General features: G+C 41.9%; 22 protein-coding genes and 1 pseudogene. 8 read left to right on the top strand and 15 right to left on the bottom strand.

All coding sequences use genetic code 11. The annotated features are described in order from the left end of the window. Positions 1–214 precede the first annotated feature (214 nt). The gene (locus tag G4O42_RS19615) at positions 215–1081 is read left to right on the top strand and encodes a DUF1259 domain-containing protein (RefSeq protein ID WP_032875368.1); all 867 of its coding nucleotides are present in this window, start codon (positions 215–217) and stop codon (positions 1079–1081) included. A gap of 180 nt (positions 1082–1261) precedes the next feature. On the opposite strand, the gene G4O42_RS19620 is transcribed toward G4O42_RS19615, so the two are convergent. Together G4O42_RS19620 and G4O42_RS19625 are read right to left on the bottom strand one after the other, a co-directional pair. Continuing rightward, entirely contained in the window at positions 1262–1663 is a 402-nt protein-coding gene (locus G4O42_RS19620) for a carboxymuconolactone decarboxylase family protein (RefSeq protein ID WP_007615035.1), read from the bottom strand. A 104-nt stretch (positions 1664–1767) separates the two neighbouring features. Continuing rightward, positions 1768–2676: a LysR family transcriptional regulator gene (locus G4O42_RS19625; RefSeq protein WP_032875365.1), complete on the bottom strand. Its 909-nt coding sequence runs from the start codon at positions 2674–2676 to the stop codon at positions 1768–1770. Between the two features lie 118 nt (positions 2677–2794). On the opposite strand from G4O42_RS19625, the gene G4O42_RS19630 reads away from it, so the two are divergent. Continuing rightward, the gene (locus G4O42_RS19630; RefSeq protein ID WP_032875362.1) at positions 2795–3580 is read left to right on the top strand and encodes a 3-hydroxybutyrate dehydrogenase; all 786 of its coding nucleotides are present in this window, start codon (positions 2795–2797) and stop codon (positions 3578–3580) included. 184 nt (positions 3581–3764) lie between these two features. Here the strand turns inward: G4O42_RS19630 and G4O42_RS19635 are convergent, their stop codons facing one another. After that, entirely contained in the window at positions 3765–5213 is a 1449-nt protein-coding gene (locus G4O42_RS19635) for an aminotransferase-like domain-containing protein (protein ID WP_032875359.1), read from the bottom strand. A 128-nt stretch (positions 5214–5341) separates the two neighbouring features. On the opposite strand from G4O42_RS19635, the gene G4O42_RS19640 reads away from it, so the two are divergent. The 4 genes and pseudogenes from G4O42_RS19640 (at position 5342) to G4O42_RS19655 (ending at position 7653) form a co-directional block, all read left to right on the top strand. Further along, positions 5342–6253, top strand: a complete 912-nt coding sequence (locus G4O42_RS19640; protein WP_032875356.1) for a DMT family transporter — start codon at positions 5342–5344, stop codon at positions 6251–6253. A gap of 150 nt (positions 6254–6403) precedes the next feature. Then, positions 6404–6580 (top strand): annotated as a pseudogene (locus G4O42_RS19645) (DUF255 domain-containing protein); the annotation flags it as partial. Positions 6581–6741: 161 nt separating this feature from the next. After that, complete coding sequence (locus G4O42_RS20065; protein WP_023357232.1) at positions 6742–7218, top strand: hypothetical protein; 477 nt, start codon at positions 6742–6744, stop codon at positions 7216–7218. 87 nt (positions 7219–7305) lie between these two features. After that, complete coding sequence (locus tag G4O42_RS19655) at positions 7306–7653, top strand: hypothetical protein (RefSeq protein ID WP_032876887.1); 348 nt, start codon at positions 7306–7308, stop codon at positions 7651–7653. Between the two features lie 418 nt (positions 7654–8071). On the opposite strand, the gene G4O42_RS20070 is transcribed toward G4O42_RS19655, so the two are convergent. Together G4O42_RS20070 and G4O42_RS19665 are read right to left on the bottom strand one after the other, a co-directional pair. Then, on the bottom strand, positions 8072–8176 hold the full coding sequence (locus tag G4O42_RS20070; RefSeq protein WP_229023903.1) for a hypothetical protein: 105 nt from the start codon (positions 8174–8176) through the stop codon (positions 8072–8074). A 301-nt stretch (positions 8177–8477) separates the two neighbouring features. Next, positions 8478–9059, bottom strand: coding sequence for a hypothetical protein (locus tag G4O42_RS19665; protein WP_032875349.1), 582 nt, complete (start codon positions 9057–9059; stop codon positions 8478–8480). A gap of 601 nt (positions 9060–9660) precedes the next feature. On the opposite strand from G4O42_RS19665, the gene G4O42_RS19670 reads away from it, so the two are divergent. Next, positions 9661–11730, top strand: a complete 2070-nt coding sequence (locus tag G4O42_RS19670) for a thioredoxin domain-containing protein (RefSeq protein WP_032875346.1) — start codon at positions 9661–9663, stop codon at positions 11728–11730. Here the strand turns inward: G4O42_RS19670 and G4O42_RS19675 are convergent. Further along, on the bottom strand, positions 11727–12623 hold the full coding sequence (locus tag G4O42_RS19675) for a CPBP family intramembrane glutamic endopeptidase (RefSeq protein ID WP_032875344.1): 897 nt from the start codon (positions 12621–12623) through the stop codon (positions 11727–11729). The genes G4O42_RS19670 and G4O42_RS19675 overlap by 4 nt on opposite strands. A gap of 214 nt (positions 12624–12837) precedes the next feature. On the opposite strand from G4O42_RS19675, the gene G4O42_RS19680 reads away from it, so the two are divergent. Further along, positions 12838–14169 carry an MFS transporter gene (locus G4O42_RS19680; protein WP_032875341.1) on the top strand — a complete coding sequence of 444 codons (1332 nt, stop codon included), beginning with the start codon at positions 12838–12840 and terminating at the stop codon, positions 14167–14169. Between the two features lie 31 nt (positions 14170–14200). Here G4O42_RS19680 and G4O42_RS19685 read toward each other — a convergent pair whose 3' ends face one another. The 9 genes from G4O42_RS19685 to ychF form a co-directional block, all read right to left on the bottom strand. Continuing rightward, positions 14201–14581 (bottom strand): VOC family protein, encoded by a 381-nt coding sequence (locus G4O42_RS19685; protein ID WP_032875338.1) that lies wholly within the window; start codon positions 14579–14581, stop codon positions 14201–14203. Positions 14582–14637: 56 nt separating this feature from the next. Continuing rightward, the gene (locus G4O42_RS19690; RefSeq protein ID WP_032875335.1) at positions 14638–15576 is read right to left on the bottom strand and encodes a LacI family DNA-binding transcriptional regulator; all 939 of its coding nucleotides are present in this window, start codon (positions 15574–15576) and stop codon (positions 14638–14640) included. A 62-nt stretch (positions 15577–15638) separates the two neighbouring features. Continuing rightward, positions 15639–16397, bottom strand: coding sequence for an exodeoxyribonuclease III (gene xth / locus G4O42_RS19695; protein WP_032875332.1), 759 nt, complete (start codon positions 16395–16397; stop codon positions 15639–15641). Next, positions 16394–16951 (bottom strand): methylated-DNA--[protein]-cysteine S-methyltransferase, encoded by a 558-nt coding sequence (locus G4O42_RS19700; protein ID WP_032875329.1) that lies wholly within the window; start codon positions 16949–16951, stop codon positions 16394–16396. The genes xth and G4O42_RS19700 overlap by 4 nt, the downstream gene beginning before the upstream one ends. Next, the gene (locus tag G4O42_RS19705) at positions 16948–17529 is read right to left on the bottom strand and encodes a bifunctional transcriptional activator/DNA repair enzyme AdaA (protein ID WP_032875326.1); all 582 of its coding nucleotides are present in this window, start codon (positions 17527–17529) and stop codon (positions 16948–16950) included. The genes G4O42_RS19700 and G4O42_RS19705 overlap by 4 nt, the downstream gene beginning before the upstream one ends. Positions 17530–17716: 187 nt before the next feature. Continuing rightward, positions 17717–17956: a 30S ribosomal protein S18 gene (gene rpsR / locus G4O42_RS19710; protein WP_029325793.1), complete on the bottom strand. Its 240-nt coding sequence runs from the start codon at positions 17954–17956 to the stop codon at positions 17717–17719. 43 nt (positions 17957–17999) lie between these two features. After that, positions 18000–18518 (bottom strand): single-stranded DNA-binding protein SsbA, encoded by a 519-nt coding sequence (gene ssbA / locus G4O42_RS19715; RefSeq protein WP_007615071.1) that lies wholly within the window; start codon positions 18516–18518, stop codon positions 18000–18002. A 39-nt stretch (positions 18519–18557) separates the two neighbouring features. Next, complete coding sequence (gene rpsF / locus G4O42_RS19720) at positions 18558–18845, bottom strand: 30S ribosomal protein S6 (RefSeq protein ID WP_004392977.1); 288 nt, start codon at positions 18843–18845, stop codon at positions 18558–18560. Positions 18846–18956: 111 nt separating this feature from the next. Next, positions 18957–20057 carry a redox-regulated ATPase YchF gene (gene ychF, locus G4O42_RS19725; RefSeq protein ID WP_004392975.1) on the bottom strand — a complete coding sequence of 367 codons (1101 nt, stop codon included), beginning with the start codon at positions 20055–20057 and terminating at the stop codon, positions 18957–18959. Between the last annotated feature and the right edge of the window lie 77 nt (positions 20058–20134).

Genomic DNA, 20134 nt, shown 5'->3' on the forward strand with positions numbered 1-20134 from the left:
TATAATGTTTTCATTTCTTAAATAGTCCGATCAAAAGCTTTTAATCTATTAAAAATTAACAGTTAAAGAGATTATAAAAAGGGAAGAAAACCTCAAATTATACAAGAAAGGCTGATTCTATCTAATATGGACTGCTGACGCGTTACATTCTTTCTATCTTCACATATCTTTAATACTAAGTACGTTGTAAATAGATTCCAGGAGGAGATATGAAGTGGAAGAAACGAGTATGGAGCCATCACGGCTCTGCAAAGAATTTGCTAGAATTCTCAATTCAACGCCCAGTGTCGTAAATGGCGTATGTACGGCGACAAGATTTCGAAGCAACATTCATCCGGTGGTACTCGGAAGAAGAGCCGAAGCATTTCCTTTTATTCCTCAGGCCTTTTCATTTGAAAGTATGGATCGGGAAGGCAGAGCTTTATGTTTAGGTGAGACTGTTTTACTGCAAGAAGAAGTGAACCCGTTAATGAGTGAGCTGCGCAAATTCGGTATCATCGTAACTGCCGTTCATAACCATTGGCTGTTTGATAAACCGCGTCTGATGTTTATGCATTTTGAATCAATTGATAAACCTCTCAATTTTGCAAGAAAAGTGAGAGAGGCCCTGAGAGTTCTGACTACTAAAACTGTGCGTGCGGTACCAAAAACTGACGGGGAAATGATTGAACGGCATGGTCTTTGTGACGAATTCAACGATATTCTAGGCGGAACCATGCATACGTTTGAAAATGGAATTTGTACAGTAATGAGATCACGAACAAATATAAAACCGGTTGTACTGGGACGGCCCGGAAGATCATTTTTGCTCATTCCGCAAATGTTTTCATTTGAATCAATGACAAAAGACGGCCGTGCTCTTTGCAGCGGAGAAACTGTAATTCTGCAAAAAGAAAGCAATCCATTTATCAGCGTCCTTCGGAAACATGATCTGATTGTAACGTCACTTCACAATCACTGGCTGTTTGACAAACCGAGACTGATGTATATTCATTTCGAAGCGATTGATAAACCTGTCAACTTCGCCTTAAAAGTGAGAGATGCTTTAAAAGTGCTTACTGATAAAGAGGTCAAAGCTTAGCATGTTTTGAAGTATCAAAAAGCGATTAATATAATCGCTTTTACATATGATCAACCGAAAAACAAAAAAGAGGTCAGACATTTTAATGTTAAAAAACAGCCTTATAGGCTGTCGTTTTGTGTATATTCTACTGATGAGTTTTTACTAAATATCGCGCATTCCATACAAGCTCTTTATTTCTCAATGGCTTTCTACATGTCGTTGTGCAAACACCTTCTTAGCCACTGAAAGAGCATTAAGTACACGCGGGAAGCCTGTATAAGGAACCAATTGGGTGATACTCTCTACAATCTCAGTCGGTGTTAATCCGGATGTAAGCCCTGTATTGATATGAAGTTCAAGCTGAGGCTCGGTTCCTTGCGTTACAAGGGATGAAATGGTAACAAGCGCACGCTGTTGATTGGTTAATCCCGGCCGTGAATATATATCTCCATAAGCAAATTCTATAATGTACTTACTTACATCTGGGGCGATATCTTTCAAGTCTTCAGAAATCTTTAAATGCGTAGAGATTTTATCATCGCTTGTTAAAGTGTACTCCATTAATTTGTCTAAACCTTGTTGGTAACGGCTTTGATCCATTTGAATTTCCTCCTGAAAGGTACTTATTTTCTGACATAAGATAATATATCGCAGCCCTCTCTAACCGTAAAATACATAAAAACTATAAAAACCATTCATTTTTTTCATGAGTTATCTTGATTTACGTAATTACTCTTACAAAAAAATGAAATATACCGGATAAATTCGCGTACTGCGTGTGAAACGTATTTACCTTTTTTTAAAATAATCGCCACTTTCCAAGGAATTGATGGATTAACAATGGAAATTGCCTTAACTAAACTTTGATCAGTCTTTTTCACTATAGACTGAGGGAAAATGGAGATACCTAGTTCTTCTCCAATCATTTCGCTGATAAAATCCCATTGAGAACTTTCATAAACAATATTTGGACGAAAACCGGCTCTAATACACTCTTGAATAATCCGATCGTGAAGAGAAAAGTCTTCACTAAACAGGATGAAAGGTTCATTTTTCAAGTCTTGCATTTCCACAATCTCTTTATGAACAAGCGGGTGAGCGGAATGAACGAAGAGCATCAGTTCTTCATTAAGCAATGGAATAATATCAAACTGCTCTTCGTCCACTGGTTCAATAACCACGCCAAGATCCAGTACCCCATCTTCAACCTCCTGTTTCACCTTGTTACCCCCATGTTCTATCAGCTTGATGTTCACATCAGGATACAATTGTTTAAATCCTTTAATGATTTTAGGAAAAAACAAGACACCGATAAGCGGCGGTATTCCAATTTTCACTTTTCCTTTTTTTAAATGTAAAAGATCGTATAAGTTCGTCGACAAGTCATCTATTGACTTCATAATCATTTGGCCTTGCTCAAATACAATTTCGCCTGCATCTGTCAAAGCGATTTGTCTAGCGGATCGATCAATGAGCTCAACCTTTAATTCCTCTTCCAAACTTTTAACCATCTTACTTAAGGCAGGCTGTGACAAATGCAGATTTTCTGATGCCTTAGTAAAACTGTTGGATTTAGCAACTTCAAGAAAGTATGTGATTTGGCGTATATCCATCGTATGATCTCCATTCCATAAGTTTAACGAATACATTATATTCTTTTTATTCATTTTACTTATACAATTGCCGGGTGTAAACTTTTAGGAGACCAAAATGTTTCCTGGAGGGGTTACTATGAGTGAATTATTGGAAAGTAAAGTTGCTCTTGTTACAGGCGCGGCTAGCGGAATTGGTTTAGAAATTGCACGTGAATTCGCTAAAGAAGGCGCAAAAGTGGTAATTTCCGATTTGAACGAAAAAGCCGTGCATCATGCAGCTGAGGAACTTAAGGGACAAGGATACGAAGTCCTCTCTGCAGTTTGTGATGTAACAAACGAAGAACAAGTTGAAAAAAGTTTCTCTAAGACACTTGAAACCTTTGGGCGATTGGATATTCTGGTAAACAATGCGGGGATTCAGCATGTATCGGATATAGAAAACTTCCCGACTGATAAATTTGAATTTATGCTGAAATTAATGCTTACTGCTCCTTTTAGTGCGACAAAAAGAGTATTCCCTTTGATGAAAAAACAAAAATTTGGCCGCATCATCAATATGGCTTCCATAAATGGTTTAATTGGTTTTGCAGGGAAGGCAGCTTATTGCAGCGCTAAACACGGTTTGATCGGTTTAACTAAAGTATCAGCATTAGAAGGAGCGGAATACGGAATTACTGTCAACGCCTTGTGTCCGGGATATATCGACACTCCATTGGTGCAAAACCAGTTAAAAGATATTGCAGAGACTAGAGGCATTTCTATAGAAAAGGTGTTTGAAGAAGTCATTTACCCCTTGGTTCCTCAAAAACGTTTGTTAACCGTGCAAGAAATCGCTGATTACGCAGTATTCCTCGCCAGTGACAAAGCTAAAGGTGTTACAGGGCAGGCCGTCGTAATGGATGGCGGTTATACAGCCCAATAATGAGTTTGAATAAAACAAGGAGAGTAGAAATTAACCTTTTTTTTACATTCGGCATCTTAACTTAAGAAAAGCCGCTTTGTTAGCGGCTTTTTTACTGGTTTTCATGAGGGGACAAGAAGCATTTGAAAAAGCGAAACGCGAAAACAAGCCGATTCTTGTCATTGATAGCATGTCTCTTATATATTTATCTGCTTGCCAATTCTTTAATCATCAAACCCAATTCATAAATTCCCTTTTGAAGGTCTTCAAGAGATGCATAAGCATATGATAAGCGAATATAATTCCCTTTTTCTTGAGCATAGATACTGCCGAGATTGAGAAGTATCCCTTTTGTCAAAGCTTTTGTATAAAGTAATTTCATAGATAGTGAAGGCAATATTTTGACCCAGACAAAGAATCCTCCCTTCGGCATATTCCATGCAGCGACATTCTTCAAATTGGTTTCTAAAAGACTCATGACCAATTGTCTTCTCACCTTTAATTGACTTCTCACCTGTTCTAGATGTTGCTGGTATTCACCGGATGTAAACCACTCTGCCGCTACTCTCTGGGATAACGAACTGGAGCCGTAATCTGTTTGCATTTTTATGTCGGATAAACGTTCAATCACTGGTTCCGGCCCGACAATCCATCCAATCCTCAAACCCGGACTTAATGTTTTCGATAAACTGCCTATGTAAAGCACATGCCCATTTTTATCAATTGTTTTAATAGGATCTGGAGGAATCTCATCTATCCATAACTCACGATAAATGTCATCTTCAATAATGGGAAGCTGTGCATTCTCACTTGCCGCAAGGATTTCTTCTCGTCGCCGTTCTGACATTAAAATACCTGTCGGATTATGAAAACAAGGATTTGTATATAAGATAGCCCTCCCCCGTTCCCCCCTTGCCATGTGGATATGTTCAGGCAAAAGTCCATCATTATCCATAGGAACTCCAGTCAGCTTCATACCGGCTGATTGAAATACGTGTAGTGAATAAAGATAAGACGGCTGATCGAGAAATACGGTCGATCCCCTTTGTAAAAGCCCCATTGATATCAGCTGTAAGGCTTGCAGTGCGCCTGAAACAATAAGAATGGAAGAAGGAGAAGCTTGAATCCCAATTGTTCTTAAATAGCCGCTTAATGCCTCTCTCAAAGGCAAATAGCCTTTTGGTTCCTCATACCCGAATGCCTCTATGTTTTGAGATACCTTTCCCATGATCTCTTTCATAACAGCTAAAGGAAAAATCTCATGTGAAAGTTCTCCTTTACTGAGCTGTATAAGATCGGAATTTGATTCTGATTTATTGATCTCTTGAACGATTTTTTGGCTTGGCTGCTGGATTCCGGAGGTTACATACTGATCCCAATCAGGGGCGGAATTCTTAGCCAAAAGTGTCCATGTATTGTTCGTAACAACTGTCCCTTTGCCCATTCTGCCTTCGATTAATCCATCCGCCATCAATTCCTCTAAAGCTGTAATGACTGTGCTCCTGTTCACCTCAAAGTGTTTGGCAAGCGTGCGCTGGCTTGGAATCTTACTTCCAATCGGCCATTCTCCATTTCCTATTTTCTCTTTTATAAATTGAATGATTTGTATGTACTTAGGAAGCTTTTTCATCTTTTTTTCTTCTGGAGCGCTCATAAAAAGTATCCTCCTTAAAGTGGTTGGGTCAAAATCTATTTAACTGGTTGAAGTCATATCATCAAATCTTTATTAATATAGAAACACATTAAATAACTGGTTGGTTTTTGTAAAGAGGAGTGAGAAAGATGCGAAAGAAAACAGTTCGAATCGGCATATCTTACAGTCTGATGATTGGGTTGTGGGCATCAGCTTTCCCGGGAATTCGCGCGGGCTTGGAGAGTTACACGCCGGAACACCTCGCTTTGTTTCGCTTGTTGATTGGGTCAATGGCACTGGTGGTTTTTGCTGTTTTGACTCATATGCGTTTACCTGATATGAAGGATATCCCTGCTATTTTATCTTTAGGATTTTTAGGTTTTGCACTATATCACATTTTGCTGAATATCGGAGAAAAAACAGTCAGCGCAGGGGTAGCAAGCTTACTCGTGACCATGACACCTATTTTTTCTGCAATGTTATCTCGTCTGTTTTTTGGTGAACATTTTGGGCTTTATAAATGGGTTGGCTCTATCATAAGTTTATTGGGTGTGTCGATCATTTCATTTGGGGCAGGAAACTATACAAATTCAGTGAACGGCATTTTGTTAATCCTGCTGGCAGCTTTTTCGGAGAGTATTTATTTCGTTTTTCAAGCCCGCTATATAAAAAAATATGGATTTATTCCATTCGTTACATTCACTATTTGGGGCGGGACAGTACCTATGCTTGTATTCTTGCCTGGCTTAGGGGAAGAGTTTTTGAACGCTTCAATGAACTCAACATTGTCTATCGTTTACTTAGGCTTATTACCAACGGTTGTGCCTTACTTTGCACTTGCGTATGTCACTTCACTCGTCGGTGCTTCAGAAGCAGCCATTTCACTTTATTTAACACCAGCCATAACCTTGGTCATTTCTTGGGTGTGGTTAGGTGAAGTACCCACGTTTATTGCACTGACAGGCGGGATGGTTACAGTCGCCGGGGTGTGTTTCACTTATCTAACAGTAAATAAAATGATAAAGATTTTAAATCCTTACTTCTTATCTAAAAAGCAATAAGGAAAGATGAAGTTTAACCCTGAAAATAGAGTCATAAGCAGTTCTCCTTTTTAATGACTTGGGTTTGGTTCACAAAGTTGAGTGTCTGAATTTTTTTAGAAGATTGTGGTATGTTAAACGTACAAATATGAATAGAAAGCAGGTGAGCCCATGCCAAACAATAGCAAACCAAACAGCTTAATCACAGAGAAGTCACCGTACTTACTTCAACACGCCCACAATCCAGTCAACTGGCACCCTTGGGGAGAAGAAGCCTTCGAAAAAGCAAAACGCGAAAACAAGCCGGTTCTTGTCAGCATCGGCTATTCGACGTGTCACTGGTGTCATAATTTGTTCTCAAAACAGGAAAATCTCTACAAAGGGTAATAAACCCTATATTTTTAGGTAATATTACCTTAATTTTAGCTTAAATTCCTCAATAATCAATAAAATACATCTCTCTTTTTTGTATAATTTTGAGTGATTACATGATTAAGGAGATGTTTGCATTGTTAAAATTTTTAAGTAAGTCATTAGTTATTATGATGACGATTGTATTTAGCTTTGCTGTTTTCTCAACTTCAATGAGCCAGTCAGCACACGCTGCTGGTGGAGAATGGGTAAACTTAGGAAAAGGTTATAAAGCTAGATTTGATGAGCCTCATGATAAAAAGACTGGTAAATGGCATGTACATGTATATAATGGAAAAAAAGAAATTGCCAGTGAAAACATGGATGGAACAAGCCATGATGGAAGTCACTTATCAAAAGCACCTAAATCAGCAGTCAAAAAATTAAAGAGTACTTCTCAATGGAAAAAGTATAAGAAAAAAGAAAATCAACTTTCTGAAGCTCGAAAACAAGTACATAAAAAAAGCTGGTGGCAGATGGTAATTGATCCTACACCTCTTATTGTATTAGCTATGGCATTAGGCATTGCATTTAAATCCCTTACTATGTTTCAATGGAAAGCGATAGTAGCTTAAATTAAGAAACGGAGATAAAGGAATATGAGAACTTTAAACACGAGATTTAAACGTTTATTGAGATTAAGAGATTTTGAATTCTTTCAAGTGGAATTAAACGATGATGACAGAACTGCTTTTTTGTTATTCATTGATGAAAGATTGCTAGATTCTGAAGAAGGTAATAATGTAAAAATATTTTTAATCTCCCATTTCGAGTTATCTGATTCGTCATATCAAGATGTACTAAGTTTTAATGATGATCTTTTGGGTATGAAATATAATTGTTCATATGTAATGGACACTTTAACTGTTAAAGAGGAGTTTGATTTCGATTTCCCATTTGACATGCTTGCAATTCGAGAGTATGTTCAAGAGTTATTGTCCACTTTAAAAATCGACAAAAAACTCCCTAAATTTAAAGAAACGGATTTTAATTATTTATCTCAAGAATAGTAAGTACGTTAGATAAAAAAGAAACATCTAAGTTTAGTTTTGATTTGCCTTTTTGCAAATTGTATTTATATGGCGATCTTGATATTGTGATAAGAAAACAGCAGATTTCTGAAGAAGTCTGCTGTTTTCATTCTGTTAATCTCCCGACAATGGATTTTTTTACATTCAGTAACATGTTATTAGTGCCACGTCTATTAGAGCAGATATATCTGATAATTTGGTTTCAGACAAACTAAACGCGGTTTATTGCAGAAACAAGTTCTTTTCTTCTGAATTCGTACATGCCCATAAAAAAGAAGAAATAATATTAATGCATTTTTTTAAAACACTGCCTTCTTTCTTTTTTAAAAAAATTTCGTAAGTATTCCTAACTTCTTAAACGTCTTTTGATCTCAAATAAATTAGCATTAGTTCATGTCTAAAAATCTAAAAGTTGATAATATAGGAGAACCTCTTGCTTCATTTCGACTTCTTCTAAAAGAGATTCAATTTTTGACTTCTTCTTTTTGGTTTCATCAATCATGTTTTTCCTTATGGTTGTATACCATGAATTCAACTTAGATATTAAAACTTCATATGGAATCCTTTCTTTTTTATAGATATATGATTCAAGCAAATCTCACCCCGCATATTTACAAAATTATTCGAATATTTACATTAATTGTATTATGTCAGATCAATTAGCCATTTACAATTCTTAATGTAAAAAGGTACATTTTGGCTGCACACAAACAATCTGATTGCGTTTTTTTTGCGGCAATAGTAATACTTTCGAGGCTTGACATGATATTAAAAAAATAAAAAGAGGATAACAAAAGTTATCCTCAATTATTATATTTTTGTTCATACTTATCCCAATCATTCAACAAGATATGTAAATAATCATTCTTATCACATTCTGTTTGACTGTATCCCAAATCTTTTCTTATTAAAACCATTAGTTCACCCAAAAGGACTATTAATCTTTCAGCTTCTGTGGGCTTATCACCTTTTATTTTTAAAGATTGCTTTCTATACTCAACAAACTTTTTAACTGTATCATCTGATGCAAAGAAAAAAAGTTTAGAACCTAACTCAGTCATGCTTTTACTATGCTCTTTCTTAACTTCTTCATTTGTTGTCAAGTCATTTATATAATCTTTATCAGTCAAATTCATAACAAGTAGCCTAATAAGTCTCACAAATTCTTCTGTCTTATGAATATGTAACTGAGCTTCATTGATTTTCATTAACTCTAGGTCAGTAGTCAGTTTATTTCTAAATTCTTCTAACTGAGTATTTAAATCGTGCTCAATTTTTTTAAAATTTTTGGCATGCACTTGATCAGGTAATTTTTTTACATAAGTAATTATAAACCAACCGACAAAAACCAATATTAACTGCAAAATTACGTTTAAAATCTCCATATACAAGTCCCCTTGTTTTCCCTAATTACACCACTTATTTGAAGTAAGAAGATAGTATAATCATAATGCTAAGATTTTAAAATAAAAAACAACGATATTTAGTCTTGATATCGTTGTGCTATATTAAATTCATTTTTTTTGTTTAAATTTTAGGCATGGCAATCATCACAATTTAAAACTTCCCATGCTTGATTAAAAACACTATTATCTGGTCCCCAAAGAGGACATGAATTGACTGCACATCTATACCGATAACCACGCCCATCCCAATACTGACAACATAAATTTTTCTGAAACACTGGATAATATGGAGGGATATCGCAATTTAATCCAGTGTTATGCCATTGGCCATTTTGACAAGACTGCACTGTAGCAAAGACGCACGTCCACGTTCCATCAGGATAGACTTGTTGTGTTTGAGGATGAATACAATCCCTATAAAAATAACTATGTTTCATTAAACTCCACCTCAATTTCTATAGTCATAAACATAGTTATTCGTTTATTAATTTTCTGTGCTTATACATGTTAAACATTGAAGTATTTTTTCAAGCAAATATGGTAAGTTAAATAAGTAACTTAAATGAAAGAAGGTGATCCCATGCCCACTAACAATAAACCCAATAGATTAATCGCTGAGAAGTCTCCTTATTTACTTCAACATGCTCATAACCCTGTGAATTGGTTCCCTTGGGGAGATGAAGCATTTGAAAAAGCGAAACGCGAAAACAAGCCGGTTCTTGTCAGCATCGGCTATTCGACGTGTCATTGGTGCCACGTAATGGCCCACGAATCTTTTGAGGACGAAGAGATCGCCGGTATGTTAAACGATAAATTCATAGCCATCAAGGTTGATCGTGAGGAGCGGCCTGATGTGGATTCCGTGTATATGAGAGTCTGCCAGCTGATGACGGGGCAGGGCGGGTGGCCGCTGAACGTGTTCGTCACACCAGATCAGAAGCCGTTTTATGCGGGGACGTATTTTCCGAAGACGAGCAAATTTAACCGTCCGGGTTTTATCGATGTGCTTGAACATCTGTCCGAAACGTTTGCGAATGACCGGCAGCATGTCGAGGATATCGCCGAAAACGCCGCCGCTCATCTTGAAGTCAAGGTTCACCCGGCTGAGGGCATGCTTGGCGAACAGGCGGTTCATGACACGTATCGCCAGCTGGCCGGCGGGTTTGACACAGTGTACGGCGGGTTCGGCCAGGCTCCGAAATTTCCGATGCCGCATATGCTCATGTTTCTGCTTCGCTACTACAGCTATACGGGCAAGGAACAGGCTTTGGCCGGCGTAACCAAGACACTTGACGGCATGGCGAACGGCGGAATTTTTGACCACATCGGGTTCGGATTCGCCCGCTACTCGACTGATAATGAATGGCTCGTGCCGCATTTTGAGAAAATGCTGTATGACAACGCCCTTCTCCTGACCGCCTATACGGAAGCCTACCAAGTCACGGGTAATGAGCGCTACAAACAGATTGCGATGCAGATCGTAACGTTTATTCAGCGGGAAATGATGCATGAAGACGGCAGCTTTTTCTCAGCTTTAGACGCTGATACCGAAGGCCGTGAGGGGAAATATTACATATGGTCTAAAAAAGAAATCATGAACCTTCTCGGTGATGAACTCGGCCTGCTTTACTGCAAGGTGTATAACATCACAGATCAAGGCAATTTTGAAGGCGAAAACATCCCGCACCTCATTTTCACGCGGCGTGAGGCCATCCTCGAAGAGACCGGCCTCACAGGACATGAGCTGGCCGAACGCCTTGAAGAGGCAAGAACAAAATTGCTGGAGGCCCGTGAAAACAGAAGCTACCCGCATACAGATGACAAAGTGCTGACCTCATGGAACGCGCTCATGATTGCCGGGCTGGCAAAAGCCGCAAAGGTATTTCACGAGCCTGACTTTCTCAGCATGGCGGAAACAGCCATCCGCTTTCTCGAACGGCACCTCATGCCGGACGGGCGCGTCATGGTCCGCTATCGCGAGGGCGAAGTGAAAAATAAAGGGTTTATCGATGATTACGCTTTTCTCATCTGGGCTTACCTTGAACTGTATGAAGCGGGTTTTCATCCGTCTTATCTGCAGAAAGCGAAAACGTTATGTACAAGCATGCTGGAGCTGTTCTGGGATGAACGGCACGGAGGTTTCTTCTTTACGGGGAATGATGCTGAGACCCTTCTTGTCAGGGAAAAAGAGGTTTATGACGGGGCCGTGCCTTCCGGAAACAGCGCGGCTGCCGTACAGCTGCTTCGTCTCGGCCGCCTGACGGGTGATATATCACTGATTGAAAAAGCCGAAGCGATGTTTTCCGTGTTCAAACGGGAAATAGAGGCCTATCCGAGCAGCAACGCTTTCTTCATGCAAAGCGTACTGGCACATACAATGCCCCAAAAAGAAATTGTTGTTTTCGGAAGGAAAGATGATCCGGACAGAAAACGTTTCATTGAGGCGCTTCAGGAGCATTTCACTCCCGCCTATACGATTCTCGCCGCAGAACATCCGGATGAGCTTGTTGGCATTTCTGACTTTGCCGCGGGTTATCAAATGATTGATGGGAAGACAACGGTCTACATTTGTGAGAATTTCGCCTGCCGGAGGCCGACGACGGATATTGATGAAGCGATGAACACCTTACAAATCAGCAGCAGAGCCTAGGCGGCCTGCTGCTTTTCTTTTTTCACAAAACGGAACGCGAGCCATACGAAGATGATATTGATCACCAGAGTCGATATGCAATCATATATTTCATAGCCGCCGGCTGCTGTTGTAAATATCGACGGAATGCCGCCGTACACCGAATGATCCTCTGTGAGAAAGATAAATAAAAACATATTATTGGCAGCGTGACCGCCAAGAGACATCTCCAGACTGCCCGTTTTAATCGTGATAAAGGTCCAGATCATGCCGATGGTGACATATCCGATTCCCGCCCAGAGAGCTCCATTTTCCATCTCCGGATTTCCGAAATGAAGCGCGCCGAATAATCCGCCGATAATGACTGTCAGAACCACCGCGTTTGCCGTCAATTTTCCGGCGAACTGAAGCAGAAGACCGCGAAAGAGAAATTCCTCCGCAGAGGTTTGAATCGGCACCAACAAGACGGCCGCCGCTAACAGGAGCAGAAAACGTGAAGCATGGAATTCCTGAAGCGAGAAACGATCCGGATGAATTGTAAAATCAATCAGCCCCGCGATAAACATCAGCACAACATATGTGCCGAATCCAAAGAAAATTCTCTTCCAGTTCAGCGACTGATTCGGTGTGATGATGGATAAAAACCGCCGTTTCATAATGAAACGAACCGCTATCCAAATGCCCGGGATCGCTATGAAATAGACGATATGCTGTAAATAAATATCCGCCAGCGGGTCACTTAATGCCCCCTCATCCCAATTTATCGTCAGTGAAGGATTGAAAGCGGACGTGAGAAACATATAAAACACGGTCAGTATGCTTCCGAAAAAGAACAAACCCACAATGACCAACAGAGAAAGAAGATATCTCCATACGCTATTTCTTCCCTCTGCTGGGCGTACAAACGTATTCATATTTATGCATCAACTTCCTTTCCTTCAACATTTTATAATATAAACAGAAACAGATATAGGAAATGTTATATATTTTAAGAAGAAAGCGCTATGCCGTTTCCTTTGGCTCTGGTTATTTACACTCTGTTTTTGCCAAAAAAAGACCTTTATAATGTATTCGTCAGATAAATTTACAGTATTTTCTGATTACAATTGCTAAGTCAGGGGGTTTTTTATGAAACATCAGACATTCTCAAATGTAGCGAACCGATTAGACCGTCTCCCCATTTCGCGTGTGCACTATCAAGTATTAACCGCTCTCGGAATCATCTATTTTTTCGATCTCGCTGATCTGTTTACGCTCAGCAACGTGGCTCCGGCGCTGATTGAGCATTGGGGCGTGAAGCTGTCCGTCATTGCCGACATCACGGCCGCATCCTTCCTGGGCATGTTTTTAGGCGCCTCCATCGGCGGAAGGCTGTCCGATCGGATCGGCAGGAAAAAAGCGCTGAATTGTTTTGTCCTTGTCTTTTCGATTTCATCTTTTCTGAATGCGCTGGCATGGGACATTCCGTCCTTAATGATTTTCCGCTTCTTGACCGGGCTCGGCGTCGCGGCCGCCATGATTGTGACGAACAGCTATTTGGCGGAATTTTTCCCATCATCCGTACGAGGAAAATACATCTCCTTTTGCGCCATGATCGGACTGATCGGCGTTCCCGTCACAAACGTTGTTTCCGCTTTTGTCATTCCTTTAGGCTCATGGGGGTGGCGGCTCGTATTCGTATGGGGAGCGGCCGGTCTCATTTATTTCTTTTTTATCCGCCGGCTTGAGGAATCGCCGCGCTGGCACGAAAATCGGGGCGCATATGATCAGGCAAACGCCATTATGAACCGTCTTGAAGCACGTGCAGAGAAAGAAAAAGGCCCGCTTCCCGCGCCAAAAGAGGCGGCAGAAGTACATACAGTGAAGCACGCAGGCTACTTAGGGCTGTTTCAGGGCAGGAATTTAAAGATCACCATCATCCTGTCAGCGGTATGGATTCTGGAAACCTTTGGCTTTTACGGCTTTGCTTCATGGGTGCCCAGCCTGCTGAAAAGCAACGGCATCACCATGGAAAAAACGCTGTGGTATAATGTGCTTCACTCTGTCGGCGCGCCGCTTGGCGCATTGCTCGGTTCCATGATATCCGAGACGTTCCAAAGGAAGTGGATTCTGGCCGCAAGCGCTTTTCTGACTGCCATTGCCGGACTGTTATACGGCATGACGTTTATTCCCGTCATGATTATTGTGTTTGGGTTTGTCGTCAACGTCACGGAACGGATCTTCACCTCAAACTTATACGCCTACACATCGGAACCGTATCCTACGGAATATCGCTCGGCCGGGAGCGGGCTGGCGTACGGGCTCGGCCGTTTTTCCAATATATTCGGCTCCCTGCTCGTCGGATTTATTGCCGTTAAGCTCGGCTACATCAGCGTCTTTTTGTTCATCGGCGGCTGCTGGCTTCTATGTTCCGTTCTGTTAATCCTCTTCGGCCCGAAAACAAATGCACAGCAAATTTAATCAATAAAACAGTGCGGGTTCCCCCGCACTGTTACACTGTGATTTCTATCAAATTGCCTTCCCCATCCTCTATCACGCTCTCATAATATCCGTCCCCCGTCACGCGCGGGCCGCTTACAACCTGAAATCCATCGTTTTTAAACGTCTCCGTCAATTCATTCACCCGCTCCTTGCTGCCTGTAGAAAATGCGAGATGCGCCCATCCGGTCATATTCTGTGACGGAACTTCATCAATGCCGCCTTTTTTCATAAGTTCCAGCCTGCATCCGGAGTCAAATGTCAGAAAATACGATTTGAAATCTTTTTTCTCATTATGATAAAGGTCATTGGCCTTGGCGCCGAAGTATTTCTCATAAAATTCTTTCATCCGTTCTAAATCTTTCACCCATATCGCTGCATGTTCAATTCGCATATGTCCGCCTCCCTTTTTTTCTCAATCTATTTATAAAGCATGAAACCCATTTCAGCTCAAGACTTTTTCCGCTGAAATTGATGCATAATTTGTTTTTTAGCCGTTTCTTCGTGAAAAAACAATAAAAATGCTTCCTTTCCGACCCGTTCCAAATGAAGTTCCAGGGATGGAATATTCAATGCCCGGCTGACGCTCAGATTTCCCTCTCCGATGATCTCCGCGTCCCATTTTTGTTCTTTCGCAAACTGGTACAAGCCGGCAGCCACGTCATCACTGTGCGCATAGATGGCCGTCGGCGCCTTGTCGAAACCCCAGAAGTGCTCACCCGCCCGCTTTCCGTCGTCCATATCATGGCATCCGACCAGAATGCGGGTTTCATCAAGAGAGCCGAAAACCGCCTTATAAGCGGTTACCTTGTCGGCCGTACTCGGGCTTTTTTCCGCTCCCCGCACACATGTAAAAGCAACGTCTTGATGTCCGCGGTTTTTCAAATACAAAAAGCTTTCTCTGTATGCTTCCTGCCTGTCATTATAAGCGCAGGGAATCTCTTGATGCTGTGTATATTCACAAGCGACAATGGGGCCGTATTCCAGGTAAGGCACGGCGGTTTCCCATTCATTCGCGTGGGACGTGACAATCAGTCCGTCAACTTTTTTCATTTTCAGCAGTTCGAAATAGGTCATCTCTATAGCGGGGTCATAGTTGGTGGGGAGAAGGGTTGTCACGTAATCATGGGCAAACGCTTCCTTCGTGATACCGTTTACAATTTTGTCAAAGCAGGGATGGTCGCTGTACGGCAAAATCACGCCGATTGTATTGGTCTTTCCGCGAATCAGATCAATGGCGGTTCGATTAGGGGTATAATCCAGCTCCTTCATCACTTGATTCACAAGACGCCTTTTCTCCTCAGATACATACGGGTGTCGGTTTAACACGCGTGATACGGTAGCCACCGACACATTCGCCAGTTTTGCAATCTCTTTTATATTTGCCATGTGCTCCTCCATTTTCGGTGATAAAAAAGCAGCAAGAGTGGATTTCTCTTACTGCTATCTCATCATAAATCCAATGTCATTTCAACAGGGCAATGGTCAGAACCCATGATATCGGCACAAATGGCCGCTTGGTTGATCCGCGGCTTCAGTCTGTCTGAAACAATGACGTAATCAAGCCGCCAGCCAATGTTTTTCTCACGTGCGTTCGTCCTGTAAGACCACCAGGAATAGGCGCCTTCCCGATCAGGATATAAATAGCGGAATGAGTCGGTAAATCCCGCGTTCAGCAGGGCGCTGAACGCTTCCCGCTCCTGCTCTGAGAAGCCGGCGTTCTTCCGGTTGGCTTTCGGCTTTTTTAAGTCTATCTCCCTGTGTGCGACATTCAGATCGCCGCATAAGATCACGGGCTTCTTCCGGTCAAGCTTCTGCAGATAATCCTTAAAATCGGCTTCCCATTGAAGACGGTAATCAATTCGCTCTAATCCGCGTTTGGCATTCGGCGTGTAACAGTTGACGACAAACACGTTCTCAAATTCAAGCGTGATCACCCGTCCTTCTTGATCATGATCGTCAATCCCCAGTCCATAGAACACGTGCAGCGGCTTTTCTTTCGAAAAAACAGCCGTGCCTGAGTAGCCTTTTTTCACCGCATAGTTCCAATAGGCGTGATATCCTTCAGGCTGTAATGATACTTGTCCGTCCTGTACTTTTGTTTCTTGCAGACATAGAATATCGGCTTCCGTTTCCTGAACGTAAGTATTGATATCTATTTTTTTCATCACGGCACGCAAGCCGTTTACATTCCAAGAAATCAGTTTCATGTGATCCCTCCTGTCCGGCTCAGCCGGTATTCCAGTGTTTCAATGTTTCCGCCCTCTAACGCCAGCAGCTGCTTTTTCATTTCTAAACCGCCTCTGAATCCGGTCAGTTTCCCGTTTTTTCCGATGACGCGATGGCACGGAACCGTAATCAATACCGGATTTTTTCCAATCGCTGCGCCCACGGCTCTTATAGCTGCCGGTTTCTGAATCATTTCTGCTATATTCGAATAGGAGTATGTCTCGCCGTACGGTATGTCCATAAGCGCTTTCCATACAGCAAGCTGAAATTCTGTCCCGTAAAGATCCACCGGCACTGAAAAAACTGATCTGCCATGTTCAATGTACTCGGACAGCTCTGCCGTATAAGGCGCCAGCTTTTCATCATCACGTGCCAATCGGTATTGCGGCAGTGATTTTTTTGCCCACTGCTCAAACTCTTCAAAGCTTCCATAATTTGAGCCTATAAAGCAAAGCCCCTTAGATGTGGCGGCTGTATAAAGGCTCCAATCATTCCGTGTGAAGAGTGTCCAATAGATCATAGGCTCTTTACTCATATTGAACCTCCCTGTCCCATTTTGGCGGTTTTTCGGTATTCTGTGGGCGAACTCCCGGTTCTCTTTTTAAAAAGAGTCGCGAAATGCGCTGTGTTTGGAATTCCGACAGTCAGAGCGATCTCCATGACTGTCATATCAGTATGCTTTAAAAGGTGTTCCGCCTTCGACAATCTTATTTTCTGTATATACTCAATCGGGGATATTCCCCTGATTTTTTTAAATGTCCGCTGTAAATGATAGGGGCTGCCGTGACACATTTCGGCCAGTACACTCAGAGTCAGGGATTCGTGATAATGGCGTTCAATGTATTCAATGATTTGAGCAATCCATTCTTCATCAGGAAGACGAAGACCGTTCGGCCGGCACCTTTTACAGGGACGAAAATGTTTATCGAGCGCTGCATCAGCCGTATCAAACACCAGTACGTTTTCTTTATTCGGAACTCTCGATTTACAAGAAGGCCGGCAGAAAATCCCCGTCGTTTTTACTGCATAATAAAATACTCCGTCATAAGAAGCATCATTGCGTATGATTGCGCTCCACTTTTCATCAGTCAGGATATTTCTGTCTGTCTCCATCTCAGCCACCCCCTGTTTTTCAGTATAAACAAATTCATTGCCTAAGTACGCGTTTTTGAATAGAGGAGCAAGATAACAAAGGTGTAAGAAGCACTTCCATGTTTCATGTGAAACATTCGGCAGGATGGAGGGGGACTGATATAAAAAAAGAGCAGGAGCCCGCGGGCTCTTGCTCTTTTCTTTCGGCTTACTCGCCAGTTACGTATGGAAGTAAAGCCATTTGACGTGCGCGTTTAATCGCGATAGTCAATTTACGTTGGTATTTCGCGTGTGTTCCAGTTACACGGCGAGGTAAGATTTTACCACGCTCAGAAACAAACTTTCTAAGAAGATCTACATCTTTGTAATCGATGTGCGTAATGCCGTTAGAAGTGAAGTAACAAACCTTACGGCGTTTCGCACGACCGCCTCTGCGTCCTCCTGCCATTGTCATTTCCCACCTTTCTCGTTATGAATATAGCGATAATCTATTAGAACGGAAGATCATCATCCGAGATGTCAATCGGCTTGCCGTCGTTGGCAAATGGATCATCATTAAAGCTGTTCCCTTGATTTCGTCTCTGGTTGTTCTGATTTCCGCCGAACGGATTATCATTTTGGCCTCCGCCAAAGTATTGGCCTCCGCCGCTGTTTCCTTCGTTGTATCCGCCTGATCCAGAACCGCCGTTGTTTTTAGGCTCAAGAAATTGAACACTTTCAGCTTGGACTTCTGTCACGAAGACACGCTGTCCTTGCTGGTTTTCATAATTTCTTGTCTGGAGTCGGCCGTCTACGCCGGCAAGGCTTCCTTTTTTAAGAAAGTTTGCAACGTTTTCGGCTTGTCTTCTCCAAGTGACACAATTAATGAAATCGGCTTCACGTTCTCCGGACTGGTTCGTGAATGTACGATTCACAGCAAGAGTAAACGTGGCGACAGCCGCACCGCTTGGCGTATAACGAAGCTCTGGGTCTTTTGTCAGTCTTCCGACTAATACAACTCGGTTAAGCATATGAAAGACCACCTTTTAACATTATATATTTCAAATTGCTTATTCTTCTTCTTTAACAACGATGTGGCGAATGATATCGTCACTGATCTTAGCTAAACGGTCGAATTCAGCAACCGCTGCAGCTTCAGACTGAACGTTTAAGATTTGGTAGAAACCGTCACGGAAATCGTTGATTTCGTAAGCAAGACGACGTTTACCCCAATCTTTTGTTCCAGTGATCTCCGCTCCGTTAGAAGTTAATACGTTGTTGAAACGCTCGATAACTGCCTTCTTTGACTCTTCGTCAATGTTCGGACGGATAATGTACATAACTTCGTACTTTTTCATCTGTTTGCACCTCCTTTTGGTCTAAGCGGCCCTATAATGGGCAAGGAGCAATAATTCTATTACTCACAAGTTTATATTATACCAAAGCTCTTGTCCCTTTACAACTGTGTCCTATACATTAAATCGGAAATGAATGACATCTCCGTCTTGGACTACATATTCCTTACCTTCCAGACGCACTTTTCCGGCTTCTTTCGCTCCGGACATTCCGCCGCCTGCCAAAAGGTCTTCATAAGCAACCGTTTCAGCGCGGATAAAGCCGCGTTCAAAGTCAGTGTGGATGATACCCGCACACTCAGGAGCTTTCATGCCTTTTCTGAATGTCCATGCGCGCACTTCCTGTTCGCCCGCCGTAAAGTATGTCGCAAGGCCGAGAAGAGAGTATGACGCTTTAATCAGCTGATCAAGACCTGATTCTTCGATGCCGAGCTCCTCAAGGAACATTTGCTTTTCTTCGCCTTCCAATTCAGCAATTTCAGACTCAATTTTCGCGCAGACGACGATAACTTCGGCGTTTTCACCCGCGGCGTACTCCCGGATTTTCGCAACATATTCATTATCTGAAGGATCAGCCACTTCATCCTCGCTTACATTTGCCACATAAAGCACGGGTTTTGACGTAAGCAAATGAAGCTGCTTCACAAGCTTTTGCTGTTCTTCCGTAAATTCAACGGAACGGGCAGGCTTTTCTTGTTCGAAAGCTTCTTTTAATTTAGACAGAATGTCAAATTCAAAAACCGCTTCTTTGTCTTTTTGCTTAGCAAGCTTGCTTACACGCGTGATGCGTTTTTCGACTGTCTCCATGTCGGCAAGAATCAATTCAAGATTGATCGTTTCAATATCGTCAATCGGATCGACTTTCCCTGACACGTGCGTAATATTGTCATCAGCGAACGCGCGTACAACGTGACAGATCGCATCAACCTGACGGATATGAGAAAGAAACTTATTTCCGAGTCCTTCACCTTTAGATGCGCCTTTTACGATCCCCGCGATATCAGTGAATTCAAACGCAGTCGGCACCGTTTTTTTCGGGTTCACCAATTCAGTCAGCTTTTGCAGACGTTCATCCGGCACTTCCACGATTCCCACGTTCGGATCAATTGTACAGAACGGGTAGTTGGCTGATTCGGCACCAGCCTGGGTAATTGCATTAAATAACGTCGATTTTCCGACATTCGGCAAACCGACAATTCCAGCAGTTAAAGCCATTCTTTCATCTCCTCTATATCAAACCATCATCATATAAACGTATTGTAAACCTAGAGCAATTATAAGGAGGTTCATAG

It is taken from the genome of Bacillus sp. LUNF1 (assembly GCF_011008975.1).
Lineage (GTDB): Bacteria > Bacillota > Bacilli > Bacillales > Bacillaceae > Bacillus > Bacillus velezensis.